A 19,237-nucleotide genomic window follows, 5' to 3' on the forward strand; every position below is an offset into this window, starting at 1 on the left:
AATTTAAGCTATCATATAATTTTGCATTAATATGGTTAGTGATTACTTCAAGCTTACGTAGGGGATTTGGGTTTAACCTAGTTCTTTTTGGTTATTTTAATTTGATATGCTACATTTATTTAGCTGTTATATTAACAATTTATCTGTTAAGATTGGAACAAAATAAGAAAGTAAATATTAAATCAATTATGACTTTTCTTATGGTATTTATTCTACCAATAGGTGCATGGTGGATTCATAAAAGAATCCAGAAAGTTGTTTTAGACCATAATAATCTTCAAGCGGTTTTAAACCTTTAAGCTTTGAATAAAACAATCAAATTTATTACTACTGCCCTACCTCTAATGCTAGAAAACACAAAACAACATATTTATATTAACACTCATCATGGACAAACAAACAGTTAAATATATTATGGACCATTATTTCCACCTTTTAAAAGACAAAGAAAAACTTGCTTGGCAACATTACAGTTCTAACATAAAACTTGAAGAAAACAAAAATTCAACAATAGCTGAAATGTACCAAAAATATGGGTGGCTTACTGAATACAAGGATGTATTAGATTTATTAAAAGATGGCTATGATAACTTTGAAGAAAATACTGCAAAAAAGATATTATCAGCACATGAAGATAAAATATTTTTTAATAGATGTCCCAATTGTGGTTTACTCGCACGAACACCTAAAGCAAAGCAATGTAGGTATTGTCTACACGACTGGCATGACTCTTAAGCAACTTTGAAAATAAATGATATCTATCAGACATACTATCTTTAAATGAATCTACATTAAGCACAATATAATGATACGCTACAACATCAATTGGTTAACTGAGAAATTTGAAAATGGTGACATTTTGAAATTTATATACTTCTGGGGACATACTAATAAATACAATGAGACTGTTGGAAAATTCTGTTTTAGTCAATGGTTTCGCTGCCCTTTCACCGTTAACGATGTTACTTATAAAACATCAGAACATTGGATGATGGCTCATAAAGCATTGCTGTTTGGTGATAAAAACAATTTTGATAAAATAATTCTTTGCGACAAACCAGGAGAAGCTAAAGAGCTGGGGAGACAAGTAATGGGATATGACGAACAAATTTGGAATGATAAAAAATTCGATATTGTAAAACTTGGAAATATTCATAAGTTTAATCAGCATCCTCTTATCACTGATTTTTTGTTGCAAACAGGAAGTAGAATTTTAGTAGAAGCGAGTCCAGTCGATACAATATGGGGAGTTGGATTATCGCAAGATAACAATGACATTGAAAATATTTATACTTGGCGTGGTCAAAATCTACTTGGTTTTGTATTGATGGAAACAAGAGACTTTTTAAAAGAATTTGGGCATTTCAAACCTCTTGAAAATGCTATGCAAGCACCTTGGATAAAATTTCCTAATATTAATGACAAAGATTGTTTTTGGCGAATGGGGCTTGGAGAGGAATACTTATTTCAATTTAGTAAGTATTATTTAGGGCTGAACGAAAGAGATAAAACTATTTACAAATTAACTAACCCCTCCCCTTACGATTGGACAAACTTTTATCTTTAATTAGTGTAAATGTTAATAGGAAAGATTTATTTAATAGCTAATTTTCAAACAACGACTTTAATATTTCAAATCCATGAACACACAAAACGCTGTATATATTGCTCAAAGTCTTGATGGATACATTGCCGACAAAAATGGTGGTATTGCTTGGCTAGATTCTATAGCCAATCCTGATGGTGATGATATGGGTTATTATGCTTTTTTCAATCGTATAGACGCCCTCGTAATGGGTAGAGTAACCTTTGAAACTGTTTGCGGTTTTGATTGTGAATGGCCTTATAACAAACCTGTTTTTGTATTGAGTAATACGCTCGCCGAAATTCCTGAAAGCCATCATGAGAAAGCATTTCTCGTAAAAGGAACACTGACAGATATTCTTTCCCAGATACACCAAAAAGGATATACTCGTTTATACATAGATGGCGGAAAAACTATTCAACAATTCTTAAAAGAAGATTTGATAGATGAAATGATTATTACAACTTTTCCTTTCCTACTTGGTGGAGGTTTCCCCCTCTTTGGTGACTTAGTTCAACCCTTAGCTTTTGAAGTACAATCTTCTCAAATATTTTTGGGCAATTTAGTTCAAACACACTTTGTTAGGAATAAAAATAAACTCCTTTAGACATTAGAGAAGGCATTCTAATGGCATGACTAATAAGTTAGCTTGAAAACAAAGAATATAATGTCACTCATGTTATGACGGACATTTTAAGCTGTGCCACTGTGCAAACAAACCGTTTAATAAATATACGTCTCTATCACTTGGAAATATTTTGAATTAAGATTATGTTTGAAATGTCATTTGACAACACATCCAAATACCACTGCATTAAGATACTCCACTTACCATCTCAAAAAAGATTTATTAAAAAAAATTTAAATTCACAAACAACCTTTTCCCCAATAATTACGTATCTCAAATTAAAAGAAGTTTTTAACTTTTAAATTAATGTAACAAAACAATCAGCGAACATGAATACAATATTATTAATCCACAGTGTACTTGCAGTATCAATTTATTTTTTCATGCAAAAAATAAATAAAATACTTTCTCCTAGAGTTAGCACATTTACAGTGAACCTTTTGTTGATTGTTTTTAATGTATTGGTTCTTATCCTGATTCCGATTTGCCTTGGGGAGATATTGCGAGTGTCTTTGGGAGAAAATGAAGAACAATCTGAACAAGAACAATTATTGATACTCGCTCCTCATATTCTAAGCTTTTCAATGAACCTTTACAATTTGTTTATCGCTACTAACAAACAGTTAGGTAATGAATCACAAATTGTTTCTGAAGAAATATTTTAATTCAAATAGCCTAGCAGAGGCTAAATATCGGCGACTTAGCTACATTTGGGGTAAATTGGTCACAAAATCCTATTTCAATTTTTATCCTTAGGGAGGTACTTAACTCGCTAAGGGTAAAAATTGAAACTTAACTGAATTGTTGCTGAAGCGACTACCATTGATACGATGTTCCTCAGAGATTGTTATTCTTTATTTATCTTTTAAATCCTTCGTAACTTTCACATACCCTATTACCTCTTTTTCATTATTGTGTATCGCCGTCAGTACTACTGAACTCCAGAAGTTTGACTTATCTTTCCTAACCCTCCATCCTTCATGATAAGCTCTACCATGTTTTCTAGCTTGCTCAAGGAATGAATTAGGAAATCCCTTTTTAATATCTTCTTCACTATAAAAAACATTAAAACTTTTACCTATTATTTCTTGGGCAGTATATCCTTTTATACGCTGAGCTCCTTTATTCCATCTTTCAATAATTCCTTTATCATCTAATAATATAATTGCGTAGTCTTCTATTTCATCAATCATTCTTCGATTTCGTTCTTCTGATATATTGAGCGAGTTTTGTACCTCTCTGATATCCGTTAGGTCGCGGGTGACTTTAATATATCCTATCACGTCGCCAATCTCATTGTGAATACTGGTGATAATGACGCTTGCCCAAAATTGCGAGCCATCTTTTTTTATCCGCCAACCAGTATTTCTAGCTACTTTATTGAGTCGCGCCTCAGCTAATAATGTTTCTGGTAGTTTATTTTCCCTATCAGTCGACGAGTAAAAATTCCTAAAATTTTTGCCAACAATCTCGGCGGAGGTATAGCCTTTAATTTTTTGAGCTCCTATATTCCAATTTTCAATATTCCCATTTATATCTAACAATAAAATAGCGTAATCTTCAATCTCTTCAATGGCTTTATTCAATTGCATGATTTTGAAATCTTTATTACCCATTGATTCATTCACTATCGAACGTATTTTATTATCCAAAATGCTAGTTGCATCTAGCATCATCTTTATCCATTCTTCATCTACCTCATACAAACCGTCTTTAATTAAATTAACCAACCCCATAATTGATGTAAGCGGATGGCGAACTTCATGAGATTGTAATTGGGCAATTTGTCTCATAGAGATATTTTTTTCTTCTATCTCCTTATTTTTTTGTAGTAGCCTCTTTTGACTCAACTTTAATTCCAATAAACAAACTACTTGCTTCGACAGCATTTCTAACGTTAATCTTTGCAATTCTGTCAAATCGTTGGGCGTTACGTCAAATAAACATAAAGTCCCTAGCTTGTAGCCACTACTCATTACCAAAGGAACACCTGCATAAAAACACAAATTAGGTGCAGTATGTACTAATGGATTACCATCAAATCGATTATCCTTGGTGGCATCATTGATAATCAGTATCTCATCTTGCTGTATGGCATACTGACAAAACGACGTTTCGCGTGGTGCTTGTCTTTCCTCTGTACCTGCTGATACTTTTATCCAATTAACATTCTCACCAAGTAAGGTAATAAGCGAAATAGGCATTTCGCATAATCGTGAAGCTAAATCTGTAATTTGTTGAAGTTCTGGTATGGCATCAAAATCAAGTTGTAAGTACGTATCTACTTCTTCTAATCTATTTATTTCATACTCATTCATAATTATGTTTTTATGTTGTTTTATTACAAATTATGGGCAATTTTTCGAGCAAAATAATGCTAGGCTCTTTCATTGTCATAACTAATAACAAGATAATGTCTGAATGACACATTCTTTAAAATTGAAATCTAATTATACCCGCTATTATTTAGAAGTGGGCATATATTAGAAAAATAACGTACAATTTATAGTAAAATTTGATACAATTGTGCTCTTTTACATAATCGCTGATTAATGGACAATAAAGGTAAATCTAACGACCAATAAACAAAAATTGCCCACCAAAACCAAAGGCTTGATGGGCAATTTTTGTTTTATTAATGATGTATTACCGACTAGTATTTGAATACTTTTCCGCCTGCTAATACTTCTTGTGTTTTCTCATCGAATGTAACTTTCAAGCCTGTTCTGTAAGCAGCGTTCGACATGATTGTTGCGATTGAATGTTGATAACCAGCTTCGATTGGAGCATGGGTTTGCTTACGTGAACGTACACATTCCATCCAGTTTTTAATGTGTGCGAACGTTAATGGGTCTCCACCAGTATTTGCTTCTGACGCCACTTTCTGCCCTTCTAGCTTCATTGGCGTTAACAAATTGGCTTTCAAGCCCATTGTTTTAGCGTGCCCTTCAGTTAAACCTCCAGTTGGTGAAATCTCGTTGGTATCTAAGTTAATCATACCACCGTTTGAGTAATATAATTCTTTCGTCTCACCCGCTGAGTTAGAGAAACGTGAAGTAAACTGTACTTGGAAGCCTGATTTAGGGTCATTTAATGGGCCGTAATCAAATACTACTGTTAGCGTATCTGCATTCGAACGACCATCTTTCCACTGATAGATTCCACCGTTGGCTACTACGCTTCTTGGGTGAGGTAAGCCAGTAAACCAGTGTACTGTATCAATTTGATGACTCATCCATTGTCCCGGAATTCCAGAAGAATATGGCCAGAATAAACGGTACTCTAAATATTTACGTGGGTCAAATGCTTCGAAAGGACGGTTCATTAAATAACGTTTCCAATCTACATCTGTTTCTTTCAAGCTATTAACCAACTCTGGTCTTCTCCAGCGTTCTGGTTGGTTTACATTCCACATCAATTCTACCATCACAATCGGGCCAAATTTACCTGATTTGATAAATTCTTCAGCAGCAAAATAGTTTTCACCACTTCTACGTTGGGAACCAATCTGAACAATTTGCTTAGACGATTTCACTGCTTTTAATACCGCACGTGCATCTTCCATCGTTTCAGCCAATGGTTTTTCGGTATAAGTATCACAACCTGCTTTTACGGCTTCTACTGTGTGTAAAGCATGTTGAAAATCGGCAGTTGAGATAAATACTGCATCCACCATTTTAGAATCATAAAGCTCTTCATTGTTTCTGAATACCTTTACGTCGCTACCCAATTGTTTATCTAAGAAAGCCTTACCTTCTTCTCTACGACGGTTCCACAAATCAGAAAGAGCCGTCATTTCAAAGTTCATTTCTTTTTGTAAAGCCTTGAAAGGTCCTACATGAGAAGCTCTGTGACGGTCAGAAAAACCTACACAACCTACTCTTACGCGGTCGTTTGCACCGATAATTTTAGCGTATGATTTTGCACTAAATGTTAATGCTCCCAAAGAAGCAAAGGTTGTTTTTTGGATAAATTCTCTTCTTTCCATAGTTTATTTGTTTGTTTTTGTGATTAGTGATTGGTAAATAGTGATTAGAAGTTGAATATGTGACTGATGGTTAGTAAATAAGTGATTAGATTTTTAAGTCTTATAAAATCTATGATAATCTAATCCTTATTTATTTTTCACTTTAAACTAATTACCAATCACTAATTACTAATCACCAAAAAAATTACTAATCACTCTATTACTACAATCTTTTAATCTTAATATTCTTAAATGATACATTATTGCCATGGTCTTGAATAAGGATATTTCCTTTTTCTCCAGCACCAAAGCCATTGTATTTCTCATATTTACTTCTTGCTACCAAAGCCTTGAAAATATTACTATTGCGTTCATATTCTACCACTTTGAACCCATTCAACCAGTGTTGTACAATGTTGTTTGGATAGACGATTACCCTAGCTTGGTTCCATTCGCCAATTTTACGTTGGAAACGCTTGTCTAGTTTATACGAAGGTATTAAATCATACAAGCTACTCATAGTTCGGTTACCTACCGACCCCATTTTTGCATCTGGATGTTTTTCATCATCTAATACTTGATATTCTAACCCGATTCCAGATTTACCATTAGAATCAAACGCTTCGTTTACAAAGTATTTCACGCCTGAGTTCGCACCTTCTGTTAATTTAAATTCAAAAGTTAATTCAAATGCCCCGTACTGTTCGGTACTTACGATATCGTTACCTGTTTCAGAGCCATCAGAAGGACTCACATTGATTGTTCCATCAATTACTTTCCAGTGAATATCAGGCATTTTTTCTTGGTGAACACCTCTCCATCCTGTAAAATCCTTACCGTTGAATAATAATTTTACGCCTTGTGCTTTTTCTTGTTCAGATAACGTATTTAACGTTAAATTAATCACTGGTGTATTATCCGTCGGGCGAGGCTTTAAATTTTCAGTCTGGATTTTGATGTTCTTCCAGCTTATTTCCATGCCTTCTTTCATGTCTCCATAAATAGCATGCACTTGTAAGGCAATAAAGCCTTTCGCCGTCATATCATCTACCAAATTAGCTACTGGTACATCGTTTACCCAAGTACGAATTACATTTCCGATGGCTTCGATACGATATTTATTCCACTGCCCATGTAATTTAAAGGCTTTTTTACCCTCTGGGTTAATGTTTGGAATATACAACCAGTCACGGCGACCTTCGTCATAAATTCCACCCGACCACGCACGCTCTGAAGGGTCAACTTCTGCTTGATATCCGTGTACTCTACCATTTTGATAATCTGGGCTCGACAAACTTCTGAATTGAATACCAGAATTCATACCGTCAGCTACTTTAAGCTCTAGTTCTAAAATAAAATCGCCGTAATCGCTTTCGGTACATAGAAATGAATTAGGCGTATCCTTTACGGTAGTGCCTACAATCTCTCCATTTCTTACACTGTATTTAGCTTTCCCTCCTAATTGCTTGAAACCTTTCAAGGTTTTTCCATCAAACAAATTAGTCCATTTTTCTTTTTGAGCAAATGACGAAAAAGATAAAATACTGATAATAAATAAAATACTTAAAAACTTTTGTCTCATTGTTTTATTATAAAATTAGATTTACTGTTATAAAGAATACAACATAATTTTTATACTGGATTTTATGAAAGAATATTGGAGGGTCTGTAGGGGTAGTAATAGCTTTTAAGCAATATAATTTAACATTTTAAAAAAAACCTATAGAATTGTATTGATAGCAAGTCGGTTATTTTGCCCAAATAATTAGAAGAGTAAAGAAGGGACAATCATCACAAAAGAAATGTGACTAAATAAATTTGAAGTAATTTTACAAGCATTGACCTTTCAAGAAAAGAGCAATGCTTGGGGTAAATTTGTTTCTTCTGGTCTGGTAGTCAAGGAATAACACTCAACTACCAATCCTGACAAATACACTAATAACAACCAATTTTACTGACAATTTGAGTAGGTATATTTATGAACCTCTTTCTCTACTAAAGACTGTTGTTCAACTTTCAGTTCTATCGGAAAATTATTTTTATTGAAGGTGTAAGCCAAAGTAATTGGTTCTTGCACCCCACTTATTTTAAATCCAATCATATTGTTTTTTGAGTATACTAATGAAGGACTACCATCAAAATATAGAAACGTTAATACACCATGCGGGTTACTTGAAGATGTAGGGCTATTCTTGTTGTCGTAAGTAATATTATCAACGGTTATAATTTTCCCATTGTCATCAAAGTAAATGTATTTTGATAAATTACCATTTAGATATTCAAATTTCATTACGTCAGTTGCATGACTGCCAAACAAAACTTCAATCATTTCATTCTTATCATTAAATTTTATATTTCCTAATGCAATAAGGTCAATAATATTGCCATCTGCACCTACTGATTCCATTTTAATTATTTTTCTATTTAAGTAGGTAAATCGATATTCACTATTATCACCTCTTTCCGTAGCCTTTTTTATACGACTCACATCGCCATTTTGGTCATACTCAATAGCAATATTTTTTGTTACTCCATTTCTAACAATCTTTATATTAACCATTCTACCTTTGGTATCATAAGTATAATCTATGATGTAATTATCTGAGCCAATTGTTGATTCCTCTCTTGTAAGTAAACATGGCACATTGCTTGGTACAACTACCGCCTTTTCAATTTTAACTTCATAAATCTGTTTAGTGCCATCTTCTGCGGTTACTGTATAATTTACAGCATTAGTAAAATTCTGTGCTACACCCGAAGCTGGTGAAACAGTGGCTTTTGCTGAAAGGTTGAGGCTTGGCATTAAGTTAGTCAAATCCGTATTAGAGGGAACAGTTGCAGTAATTTTGTAAGTAGATTGATTAATAGTGGCGGATACAACAGGATTAAGAGCTGCAAAGGTAAAAGCTGTAATCTGCTTTTCAGATGATTTTGTTGTACCTGTACCCGATTGAACAACCACCTTAATGGTAATCTTGGTAGTACTGCCATCTCTGGAAGTTATCGTAAAACTTACAGGGTTGGTATAGTCTCTAGCTACATCTGGGTCTGGGCTGATGGTCGCTCCTGTATTCACAGGAATCTTTATTTTAAGAGCTTTTACATCCGTACCCTTTGGTACTGAAATTGTATAAGTTGTTCCACTTGCATCAACACTAACACTGGCGCCAGTCACACCAGTAATAGTCGGGTCAGCTGTTACAGGGTTAGTTATCGGTGTTGGATTATCATCTTCTTTTTTACAAGAAAGAACAATCCCTATCATTACTAGTAAAAGTAACAAGACAGATTTTGAAAGAAATTTCATAAGTGTGATTTATGGAATAATTAGATATTACGGTGATACCTAGGCTTTCTGAAAAAATATTAATAATATTCTATTTTCAGAAAGCCTAGGATATACTACCTGATGAGGAGAATTTTCACTTCTTACCACCTCCTATTGCCCAGCCCAATTTAAAAGTCAGATAATCAGAGTCTTTTACTAAATTATACTCTCCTACCAGTCTAAAATGCCCAATTTGTAAACCAGCACGCGGTGCAAAACCAATGTTACTTTTACCCTTTGCTAACTGTTTAAAATTATCTGTATCATAAACAGTTAATGTATAAGTACCTATACCCAAGCCAGCGAAAGGTCTAACTTTGGTATCTCCAAAATAGTATTCACCCGTTAATGAATAGGAATTCACTAAAGAAATATATCCCTCATTTGACATTTTATCTGTAATAGAAGCAAGTACAGCTCCTTCTGCTTTTAATCCCACTGCAATTTTATCTGTAATATTATATTTGGGTTCAAGAGAAAAAACCAAACCTCCCTTTTCACTTGAGGTTGATGTTGTCGGATTGGCATATCCAAACAAAAAATCAACTTTAAAAGCTTTATAGTTCTCAGCTTGAGCAAAGCTACTACCCGTGAATAGAAGTATTACTAGTATGATGTTTAATATATTCTTCATTTATTTGTATGGTTGGAATATAAGGGTTTATCAATGTTTTGAAATTTTATCCAATACTAAAAACTATAATTATCTCCTGATTTAGTGAATGTTACCACATTTGCAGTACTTCCTCTTATGGTGGTTCCGCTAAAAGTTTTTGTTTTAGTTGGCGTACTAATAGTTACATAATAGTTATTAGTTGATGAACTATATTCATAATCATTGACCTTAACATTATATTGTCCATCAGGAGCATTACTTAGCCAAAATATATTCTCTGGGCCATAACCATCTAGATCGTCACGGTCTAATTGCCCTCCTGAACTTGAATACTTATTACGATAATATATTTTTGTACCTGTTGGGTCTGTCACCCAAAGATCCTGATCTGTTGGTGTATCCCAAGAAAGACTTATTTGTATAGCTCCAGTACCTAGGCGAAGAACATTTACAGTAACTCGCTGACGATTACTAATCCTCCCTGTAGCATCATAAACAGAAATAATTACATAGAAGTATCCTTCTGTGACATTTGTAGGTAGTCCAATTGGTACACTCAAACGCCCACTAGAATAAGATGTAGTGTTAAAAGGAACTTTGTAATAAGTATTAGACCCTTCTACTTGGACATAACATCCCGCTAAATTACCAGTTACATTTTGATAAGAGATACTTAAAGGAACTGTACCACCATTTGATGATATTACAGTAGTTACATTAGAGAAGATTACAGGAGCTTGACTACCACCTGTAGAACTTGGAGTATTACCGTTTTGTCTTTCTGAACCAGATGGCATGATAAGCACTTTGCTAAGAAGGTTTACATCTGCTGGGTCGACAAACTCAGGCTCAGGCTCATCTTTTTTACAGCTTTGAAAGACTAAAAAAAATAAAGAAATTATTAAAAGGCCGTAGGGAATCTTTTTCATAAATATGATTTTTAAAGGATTGATTTATAAAGCAATAAACAACAGGTACACTAACTGACATTACATTTTGATGCTTAGACCAAAAAATATAATTGCAACCGAAGAGGATACGATAAATGAAGTTTTTCTTTCATGATATAATGATTTATTGTTTAATCATTATTTACCACAACAAGAGAAGAGTAACATTTTTTGAAGAAAATTATTGAGCCTTTATATTTATGCACATTAATCTATCCAAAGTTCCTAAAATGCACTTTGAGTAGGTTTGATATTTTCAAAAATTAGGAGATTCACTAAATTATCGTGTTGGGCATTCTGAAGTAGACACTAAGTTTACAATGGCTAGTAATGCCGTTTGTCTTGGCTTAGTATTTCACTACGTCAAGGTGAACTGCAATGTTACATTGCAAAAATGCGACGCATTTTATAAGTTTGTTAAGTTGCGGACTCGGCGTACTATTCAAATTTGAACTATTAGAAATAATGATAATACTTACTGATAAAGATTTAGAAATTTTAGTAAACAATTCTCTTTCTAATCGTGAAGAAATATACAACAAAATACATTTTAAAGTCTCTTTTGAGGAATTTAAACAAATCTTATTTTCACTAAAAGATGATGTTGAGCATATTGATTTATTTTCTATTATTTATTGGCTTTTACCTCATACCATGAGTAAAAATGAATTTGAAGAATTAAACACCATTTTTTTAAAAGAAAAATGGCATCAGAATCATGATGATATGGTTGGAATGTTTCAAGATTATTTCCATGATAATCCTAACAATATAGATACAATTTTGCATGTAATGAATGATTTACCTGAATTTTATAGATATGATACAGATTTAAAACACCCCTTTATTCGCAAGTGCATATATGCTATTGGTGCACAGCCAGAACCTTATAATATACAAGCGTTAGAAGCTTTGCTAGAAAAGGAAACAGAAGAAGAGATTGTAGAATATTTAGAGAATCAGATTGAAAAAAGAAAAACTTATGGACGTTGGGAAGCGAGAATACCAAGGAGTGATTATTAATAAAATTAAGTTTTGCAATCATGAGTCATCCCGAATTTTGAAATCTTTAAAAACTCAATATTTTAAAAGAAAATTTGGGATGACTCGTGTTTACTTTTTCAAAGGATTCCCTAGCCAAATCATTATCAAAGGCATTAATAAAAAAGGAATTTCGATTAAAGCAGTTTTTATATTATTGGTATTTAATGCCATAGCCATAATTAGCAAAATGACAATAGCATTCAGTAAATTACCTGCAAAATAGGTTTGGGGAAACAATACCAACAAACATATTGCTAATGATACTATTCCTATCGGCAAAACAAAGCCTTGGCTTAAACCGATGTCAGAGAGCATTTTAGTTTCTTCTGGTTTCATGCTCATCGTAAGAGCAGACCATGCATGTTTGGCATTTAAAAACACTGTAATGGCTATCAAGATTCCGCTAATGATTTTCATATTTATTGCTTTTTGTTTGATTGTAACTATAACACAAAGGTTATACTTTATTAACAAAAAGTACTTGCGAAAATCAAAGGAGGATTTGCAAAAAACAAAGAAAAAAATAATTCAACTAACCCCTTGCTTGAATTATTGTTTCACTACATCAAGCAAGGGTAGAAAACTCATCCCTCACAATTCAACTCTCAAAGCCCCACCTTCCCATCTGCCCAATATGGTTGTGTATAAATGTTTTTACTAGATACACCTTTGTCTTTTAGGGCTTTCCTAAAATTTTGAATTGACTTGGCATTGCCCATCAAATAAAAAAATCCGTTCTGCCATAATTGCCAAATTTTGTCGTCCAATTTGTTTAAAGTCTCAATAGCAAACTCAGCTCTGTTGACTGATTTGGGGACGGTATCCACCATCAATCCTAATGATTTTGGCACTTCTAATGATGTATTGTCTAGTTCTAAAATACCTAGATAATTATTTTCACTATGATTAATTTCGTCTTTGATACTTTTAAACACGCTAATGCAAGATTCATCGCCAAAAAAGAATTGATATTTTGCTTCCTGTTTATAAATATTGAAGCCTCTTGGCAAACCAACGGTTACTTGGTCGCCTACTTTTATGTTTTCAATAAAATGGCTTCCTGGACCATTACTGTGAAGATGGAAAATCACTTCAAATATTCCTGATTCACTATCCCATTTGCTAGGGGTGTAATTGCGGTAATTGGTATCATCTATTCTAATGAAGATGGCTTGTCCAATTTTGAATTTTACTTGGGGAAAGTCTCCCTTAAACGTAATGATTTTTACGTTGGGACTTGGCATAACAGTTGAAACAACGTTTACTTTACAGATTTTACTGCTAAACGTTAATTCCATAAAGTCGCCTATTATTTTGGGTATCGACGGCATATTTTTCTTGTATTAATTCTCTCACAAAATTGATACAAAAACAGCCATAAATGGTTGAATAGGCAATGGGGATGATAGGACTATTCACGGAATTTTTTCCTAAATTCGAGAGGTGTTTCGTTGCTTATTTTTTTGAATAGCCTTGAAAAATAGGAATGGTCTTTAAAACCTAAATGATAGGCTATTTCCTTCACTTCGTTTTCAGTATAATACAAAAGCCTTTGTGCTTCTAAAAGCATTGCATTTTGTAGCCAATAAGTAACAGATTTCCCCGTGGTAAAACTCACACAGTCGTTCAGGTGTGTAGTGGTAATGTTTAGCTCTTTGGCAAAAAAAGAAGGGCTTTCTAAAAAGTTGTTTTTAGTAATTAACTTTTTGAAATTGGTCGTAATCAATGACGATTGATTTTTACGTTCTGGTGTAGGTATTTCTGATGATTGAAATAAATTTGAGAATTGATACACCAACGCATTAAAAAGTCCATTGATAATTTGTGTATTGTATAACTGATTTTTGGTAAAAACACTATTCAATAAAGCAATGTTCGCCATCAGGTCTTCTTGTAGAACTTCCTCTATTTTTTTTACTTGTTCAGAAATCTTTAAATTTTGAAAGATTTCTGAACAAAGATTGGGAATTAAAAAGGGAGCAATACTGATAAAATATCCTGAGGAACCTGCTGATACTTGCTGTACAGCATGAATCTGAAAAGGCTTCATCAAAAGCACACTTGGAGACTCTATTTCAATATTAACGGTATCGCATTGCATCATTACAGAGCCACTTGTGATTACAAAAAAAATAAAGAAATCGTCTCGATGGACTCCTCTTTTATCCTCATGATAATCAACATCTTCTACAGACAATTTTGCAATATAAATACCTCCAATAGCTTCGCTACTTTGATTAAAAACGGGTATATCGGCTTTTATTTTCAAGGCTTTGCTGTGTTTTTGTGTTGTTGAAATCTACCTTTTCATGGCTAAAGTAATCGTTTATTATTAAAGCTAAAAGGGAGGTGCAAAACAAAGAACATTTACGCTATTTCTGCATAATCAATACACCAAAAATAGCTTGATTGATATTGAGTTTTTGCTTGGCTTGGTTACGGATAATTACAAATTCTTGTTGATTCAGCTTAGCTTTATCACTATCTATATACTCTTTTAGGCTTTGAATATTACTGATTTTAACACCATTGATTGTTTGAATGAGGTCTCCTTTTTTGAATCCTAATTTTGTTGCTAAGGCATCGTCAGCGAAATCAACGAAGGCTACTCCTATTTCATCAAAACCCAGTCCATAAGCTGATAATTCGTCGCCTTGGGGTTCTTTTAAACTTGTACCCATCCAAGTAAAAGCAATGTTTGGCTGTGCATGAATAAACACAGTATTAATATTAATGGTTGGTATTACAGGCGTTTTGGCAATGGCTTTCAAAGAGGGTTTGGTTACTCCAAAATTATCTAATGGAAAATTTACAAATCCTATTTTCAAAGCTGGTGAAGTATCTTTCACCCTAAAATCACCTTTTTCAGGATTAACAAACATGGCATCACCATTTAAAGAATGTTCATCACAACCGTTCTGAGCATACCGCTTCATGTTTTCTTGATTAGATACAAAAAAGTTATAGTCTAGTTCTTTCCCCCATTTGCCATTCTGTGCAATAGATTTGTTCATAACGGCAGGCCTATACGCCATAAACACAATATTGTTTTTAAAAACATCCCCACTGTTTTGATACCATACGTGCGGATGCAAACTGTTATTGATAATGATATTGTTAGTAGCAATTCTATCATAGCCTTCACGCATTTTTAGTCCGCCCCGCAACAGTAAATTATTATAAATTCTGTAGCTAGTAGAACCATCGTCGAGGTCAATATCCCAACCGTGGTCACATCGCCAACGATTATTTCTTAAAATATTGGGTTCTAGTATATCCAAAAAAGGCAAAGTCGGTTCTTTGGCAACTTCTGCTACAGTTTCGTTGATTTCTGGTGTCCAAAAGCGGTCACGTCCCCACGAGTTAAAACTTCCGTGGTCGCCTGTTTCTAACACCGTATTGAAGATATCACAATGCTCAATGATGTTCCCACCAAAAGTACCTTCGTTGATATTGATTCCAGCACGAGGTACATCATAAATAGAACAATGATTTACCCTGATTTTATGCGAAATAGCAATATGCACTGGTGCAGTCTGTTTTTCATCTCGCCCTGTCATCGTAATCAAACAGTCTTCTACTAAGCAATCTTCTGGGAAATTATCGCCTTTGGGGCCAAGTGTTTTATCTAAGTTTTTAAAATCTTGATTACCATATCTGAACAAAGGGTTTCTTACAGTAGCAGGGTCGCCCACAAATGCAATTCCATTGGCACCACTATGATGGATATAACAACCTTTAATGGTAATTCTACGATTATAATTATTCACAAAAATGGTGTTCCCTCCTACTTGGTCAAACTCACAATCTTTAATAGCACAGTCTTCTGCACCATTGAAAACAACTGCACCACCTCTATACACCGTCCAGTCTGACCGCAAAAGTGGTTCTTTATTATCCATAAAAGTCCGAGCCGCATGGCGAAATACAAATCCTTCAAGGCTTATTCCGCTTACAGGTTTTTCTTTAGAACCCTTAAATTCTATCAAATGCCTTAGCCGAACCACCTCTACTTTTGCAGTTTGTAAATCTGTTGTTGATGGTGGCATATAATAAAGACTATGTTCATTTTTATTATAAAACCATTCGCCCTCCACATCCAATTCCTCAAAAACATTCTCGACCATTCGATAAAGTGGGTGCATTGCTGAAGGACGATTATTCTGCCAACCACCTTCGTATTTGAGTGTTCCATCGGGATTCTTCCCTTGAATCACCCAGTGCATATCGCCCCATAAAGCATTGTGCATGGCATGAATATAACCACCTTCTGGATTTACCCAGTTTTGAGTACGACTCAATATCAAAGGATTAGTGGCAGCATCTGCCTTGGCGTTATGGTCTAACTCCCAAGTATCAAATACATTTTTTCCCGCTACAGCGTTTGGAAAACGTGCCATTCTTTGACGAACTCCGTTGATATACAACTGGTCGATTGCTACATTATTAGGCACTTGTGCTTTATAAATTCCCTTTTGCCAAGGTTTCCAATTTAGTTTCAGTAACAAACCTCCACTTATGATGGCTTTACCTTCATGCTCGGCTCTATATTTAATGGGTGATGTCAGACTTTTGCTATCATCGGCAGTAAAATGAACTGTTTCGGGCAAATAGTAAATACCATCCATAAAAATCACATTGACTGGTTTACCAGCTTGTGTTTTACGTGCTAAGGTTTGAGCTTTGGCAAAACTGGCAACTGGTTTCGCTTTTGTTCCTGCATTTTTATCATTGCCTTTTGGGGAAACATAGATATTTTGTCCCGCACTAAACAAATGCGTTTTATTAACTTGGGCATAGATTATTTGGCTACTTAATAGTAGTAATACAATTTTTATATTTTTCATCAATCTTTATGATTATCCCTTGATAGTCAACACTTTATTTTACTAACAAAAGGAATATTTGATAAAAAATACTATTCTACTCCTTTCACTTGCATTTGTAGCGTATAAACCGATTCTGAGGCGGTAATAAATAGTGTTTTGCGGTCTTTGCCTCCAAAACAAATATTTCCGACCCAATTAGACGGTACTGGAATGTTGCCTAATTTTACGCCTTGAGGATCATAAATAGTAACCCCCTTACCCGTAATGTATAAATTCCCTTGGTTATCCAACGTCATACCATCTGAGCCCATCGGGGCAAAAAGTTGTCTATTTGCCAATGTTCCATCCGCTTGAATTTCATATCTGTAAGTTTTGCTATCACCAATATCAGCAACATACAAATACTTTCCGTCTGGCGTGCCAACAATACCGTTGGGTCTTTTTAAATCGGCATCCACTTCTATCGGTTGAGTAGCTCCTTTGGCTAAATAATACACATTTTGTTTATCGATGTCAGGCTTTTGTCTTGTCCAATAATCACGTTGATAATAAGGGTCAGTAAAATAAATCCCACCTTTGGCATCAATCCATAAATCATTAGGACCATTGGCTTTATGTCCTTTGATATTATCTAATAATACGGTTTTCTCTCCTTTTAAATTAATAGCCCATAGCTCGTTATGCTCGTCGGCACAGGAGATAATGTTACCTTTTTTATCGAAATACAAGCCATTAGAACGCCCCGACTTTTCCATAAAAAGGGTCAATTTACCATCAGTGCTATACTTCCAAATTTTATCATTAGGCTGGTCGGTAAAATAAATATTACCTTTTTTATCGACTGCTGGGCCTTCGGTAAAAGTAAATTGTTTGGAAACCTGCACTAACACAGCCCCTTTTTGAATGAGATTCAAAGAAGAAATATCATCATTCGACTGTGCTAACAATAATTGATTCGACAACAAGAGTACAGCAAGAATATGGCTAAACTTTATCATATATTTTTGGATTGTTAATACTAAAAAAGCAAGTTACAGATTTGCAACTTGCTTTCTGGAAAGATTTGTATGGTTTGGAAAAATCTTTGAGCAAAAAATGCTTATTTGCAGACAGAGTTTGTATTTTATTGAGCGTTTCAAGTCGTTAAAATATTAAATTTTAAAATAAAATGCTAAAACATTTTACTAGTTCAATATGTAGTACGAGTTTCCAACTCGTAAAATAATATACGAGTTGGAAACTCGTACTACAGAGAGATATAGAAAATTGTTTTGATAATTGGAGTGTTACTGTCGCACGTGTTGTTGGAGAACAAACTCCAACAACGGCGGAATGATTGTTTCAACGTCATACCCCAATTGTATAAAACCTGATTTAACGGTTCGTTGTTTTTTTCGGAACCACTTTCAAATAGTTATTTTCCCAATACCTTTTTATAAAACCCCGCTTGTCGCCAAAGTCTGGAATATTTTTTAAATATGGAAGTTTCTCTATCAACTTTTTCTTGTCTTCTGAATTGTCGATTATTTTATAAATCTCAATAATTTGTGGTTCTTTTTTAATGTCGAAATCACAACCATTACCATAAATTTGACCGATATGAATGGTTTTAAAGTTGGCAATAAAAAAAAGGTCACTCACCCAATTCATATCAGCACAACCTGCTCTGTGATATGAAAAATAGTATTTTGGATTTGTTTTTAATTGTTGTGATTCAGGAAATCTGTAAAATCCTTTTACGAATGTAAATACATTCTTTGTTTTGTCGAAAAGATATAAGTCGTCGGTAAAGTCCATATAGGTCAACAGAATGTCTTTGTTACCGTCTTTGTCGAAGTCATGAAACTTAAGTTTTGATAGTCCGCCTGCATCAATAGTATCAACCATAACGATTTTTTTATTACGATAAATGGTCAATGTAGCTTGGTCGGAATTGATTTCTCGTGTCTGAACTTTAAAACTCTGTTTATTAATTACAAAGTATCTGTCAGAATTATGTTCCTGTGCAGAAAGGGTTGTCGAATAAAATAGAAACACCGAAATCAGATATTTTTTCATTATGTACTTGCAGTTTGTTTGCAATTAAGGTTAACTTGCTAATATGTCCAAGTTTTGTAGTACTTATTGTATTGTTAGTGTACTATCGTCAGTAATAATACGGACAATCTCATAAAACTATTTTAAAATAATTGAAACCACTAGCTAATTATATAAAATGTATAGTCATAACTTTCAAGCAGTTGGCGTTCGATGGCTGTAAAAACAAAGAGGTCAAAAGCTAACTTTTGAC

General features: G+C 34.0%; 18 protein-coding genes. 6 read left to right on the forward strand and 12 right to left on the reverse strand.

Features of this window, described 5'->3' with window-relative positions; translation table 11 throughout:
- The 5 genes from AC07XN_RS09740 to AC07XN_RS09760 all read left to right on the forward strand — a co-directional run.
- The coding region (locus tag AC07XN_RS09740) for a hypothetical protein (RefSeq protein ID WP_494742898.1) at nt 1-299 on the forward strand (299 nt) is incomplete at its 5' end.
- A gap of 88 nt (nt 300-387) precedes the next feature.
- Entirely contained in the window at nt 388-735 is a 348-nt protein-coding gene (locus tag AC07XN_RS09745) for a hypothetical protein (protein ID WP_494742899.1), read from the forward strand.
- A 70-nt stretch (nt 736-805) separates the two neighbouring features.
- A complete protein-coding gene (ybiA, locus tag AC07XN_RS09750; protein ID WP_494742900.1) occupies nt 806-1,567 on the forward strand; it encodes a riboflavin biosynthesis intermediates N-glycosidase in 762 nt (253 codons plus the stop codon).
- 73 nt (nt 1,568-1,640) lie between these two features.
- Nucleotides 1,641-2,192, forward strand: a complete 552-nt coding sequence (locus AC07XN_RS09755; protein WP_494742901.1) for a dihydrofolate reductase family protein — start codon at nt 1,641-1,643, stop codon at nt 2,190-2,192.
- Nucleotides 2,193-2,596: 404 nt separating this feature from the next.
- Nucleotides 2,597-2,878, forward strand: coding sequence for a hypothetical protein (locus AC07XN_RS09760; RefSeq protein ID WP_309923193.1), 282 nt, complete (start codon nt 2,597-2,599; stop codon nt 2,876-2,878).
- A 189-nt stretch (nt 2,879-3,067) separates the two neighbouring features.
- Here the strand turns inward: AC07XN_RS09760 and AC07XN_RS09765 are convergent, their stop codons facing one another.
- The 6 genes from AC07XN_RS09765 to AC07XN_RS09790 all read right to left on the reverse strand — a co-directional run bounded on the left by AC07XN_RS09765 (nt 3,068) and on the right by AC07XN_RS09790 (nt 11,053).
- Nucleotides 3,068-4,531, reverse strand: coding sequence for a PAS domain S-box protein (locus AC07XN_RS09765; protein ID WP_494742902.1), 1,464 nt, complete (start codon nt 4,529-4,531; stop codon nt 3,068-3,070).
- A 335-nt stretch (nt 4,532-4,866) separates the two neighbouring features.
- Nucleotides 4,867-6,201: a Gfo/Idh/MocA family protein gene (locus AC07XN_RS09770; protein ID WP_494742903.1), complete on the reverse strand. Its 1,335-nt coding sequence runs from the start codon at nt 6,199-6,201 to the stop codon at nt 4,867-4,869.
- 202 nt (nt 6,202-6,403) lie between these two features.
- Nucleotides 6,404-7,762 (reverse strand): 3-keto-disaccharide hydrolase, encoded by a 1,359-nt coding sequence (locus AC07XN_RS09775; protein ID WP_494742904.1) that lies wholly within the window; start codon nt 7,760-7,762, stop codon nt 6,404-6,406.
- Nucleotides 7,763-8,131: 369 nt separating this feature from the next.
- Complete coding sequence (locus tag AC07XN_RS09780; protein ID WP_494742905.1) at nt 8,132-9,487, reverse strand: SGBP N-terminal domain-containing protein; 1,356 nt, start codon at nt 9,485-9,487, stop codon at nt 8,132-8,134.
- 115 nt (nt 9,488-9,602) lie between these two features.
- The gene (locus AC07XN_RS09785; protein WP_494742906.1) at nt 9,603-10,142 is read right to left on the reverse strand and encodes an outer membrane beta-barrel protein; all 540 of its coding nucleotides are present in this window, start codon (nt 10,140-10,142) and stop codon (nt 9,603-9,605) included.
- A 56-nt stretch (nt 10,143-10,198) separates the two neighbouring features.
- Nucleotides 10,199-11,053, reverse strand: coding sequence for a YfaP family protein (locus AC07XN_RS09790; protein ID WP_494742907.1), 855 nt, complete (start codon nt 11,051-11,053; stop codon nt 10,199-10,201).
- A 486-nt stretch (nt 11,054-11,539) separates the two neighbouring features.
- On the opposite strand from AC07XN_RS09790, the gene AC07XN_RS09795 reads away from it, so the two are divergent.
- A complete protein-coding gene (locus tag AC07XN_RS09795) occupies nt 11,540-12,097 on the forward strand; it encodes a hypothetical protein (protein ID WP_494742908.1) in 558 nt (185 codons plus the stop codon).
- 90 nt (nt 12,098-12,187) lie between these two features.
- On the opposite strand, the gene AC07XN_RS09800 is transcribed toward AC07XN_RS09795, so the two are convergent.
- The 6 genes from AC07XN_RS09800 to AC07XN_RS09825 form a co-directional block, all read right to left on the reverse strand.
- Nucleotides 12,188-12,535, reverse strand: a complete 348-nt coding sequence (locus AC07XN_RS09800; protein ID WP_494742909.1) for a hypothetical protein — start codon at nt 12,533-12,535, stop codon at nt 12,188-12,190.
- A gap of 188 nt (nt 12,536-12,723) precedes the next feature.
- The gene (locus tag AC07XN_RS09805) at nt 12,724-13,416 is read right to left on the reverse strand and encodes a siderophore-interacting protein (protein WP_494742910.1); all 693 of its coding nucleotides are present in this window, start codon (nt 13,414-13,416) and stop codon (nt 12,724-12,726) included.
- Between the two features lie 113 nt (nt 13,417-13,529).
- Nucleotides 13,530-14,387, reverse strand: a complete 858-nt coding sequence (locus AC07XN_RS09810) for an AraC family transcriptional regulator (protein ID WP_494742911.1) — start codon at nt 14,385-14,387, stop codon at nt 13,530-13,532.
- Between the two features lie 103 nt (nt 14,388-14,490).
- Nucleotides 14,491-16,965 carry a right-handed parallel beta-helix repeat-containing protein gene (locus AC07XN_RS09815; protein ID WP_494742912.1) on the reverse strand — a complete coding sequence of 825 codons (2,475 nt, stop codon included), beginning with the start codon at nt 16,963-16,965 and terminating at the stop codon, nt 14,491-14,493.
- A gap of 71 nt (nt 16,966-17,036) precedes the next feature.
- Entirely contained in the window at nt 17,037-17,945 is a 909-nt protein-coding gene (locus AC07XN_RS09820; protein ID WP_494742913.1) for an SMP-30/gluconolactonase/LRE family protein, read from the reverse strand.
- 376 nt (nt 17,946-18,321) lie between these two features.
- The gene (locus AC07XN_RS09825) at nt 18,322-19,005 is read right to left on the reverse strand and encodes a hypothetical protein (protein WP_494742914.1); all 684 of its coding nucleotides are present in this window, start codon (nt 19,003-19,005) and stop codon (nt 18,322-18,324) included.
- Between the last annotated feature and the right edge of the window lie 232 nt (nt 19,006-19,237).

It is taken from the genome of Arcicella sp. GW458-12-2-14-TSB2 (assembly GCF_059423785.1).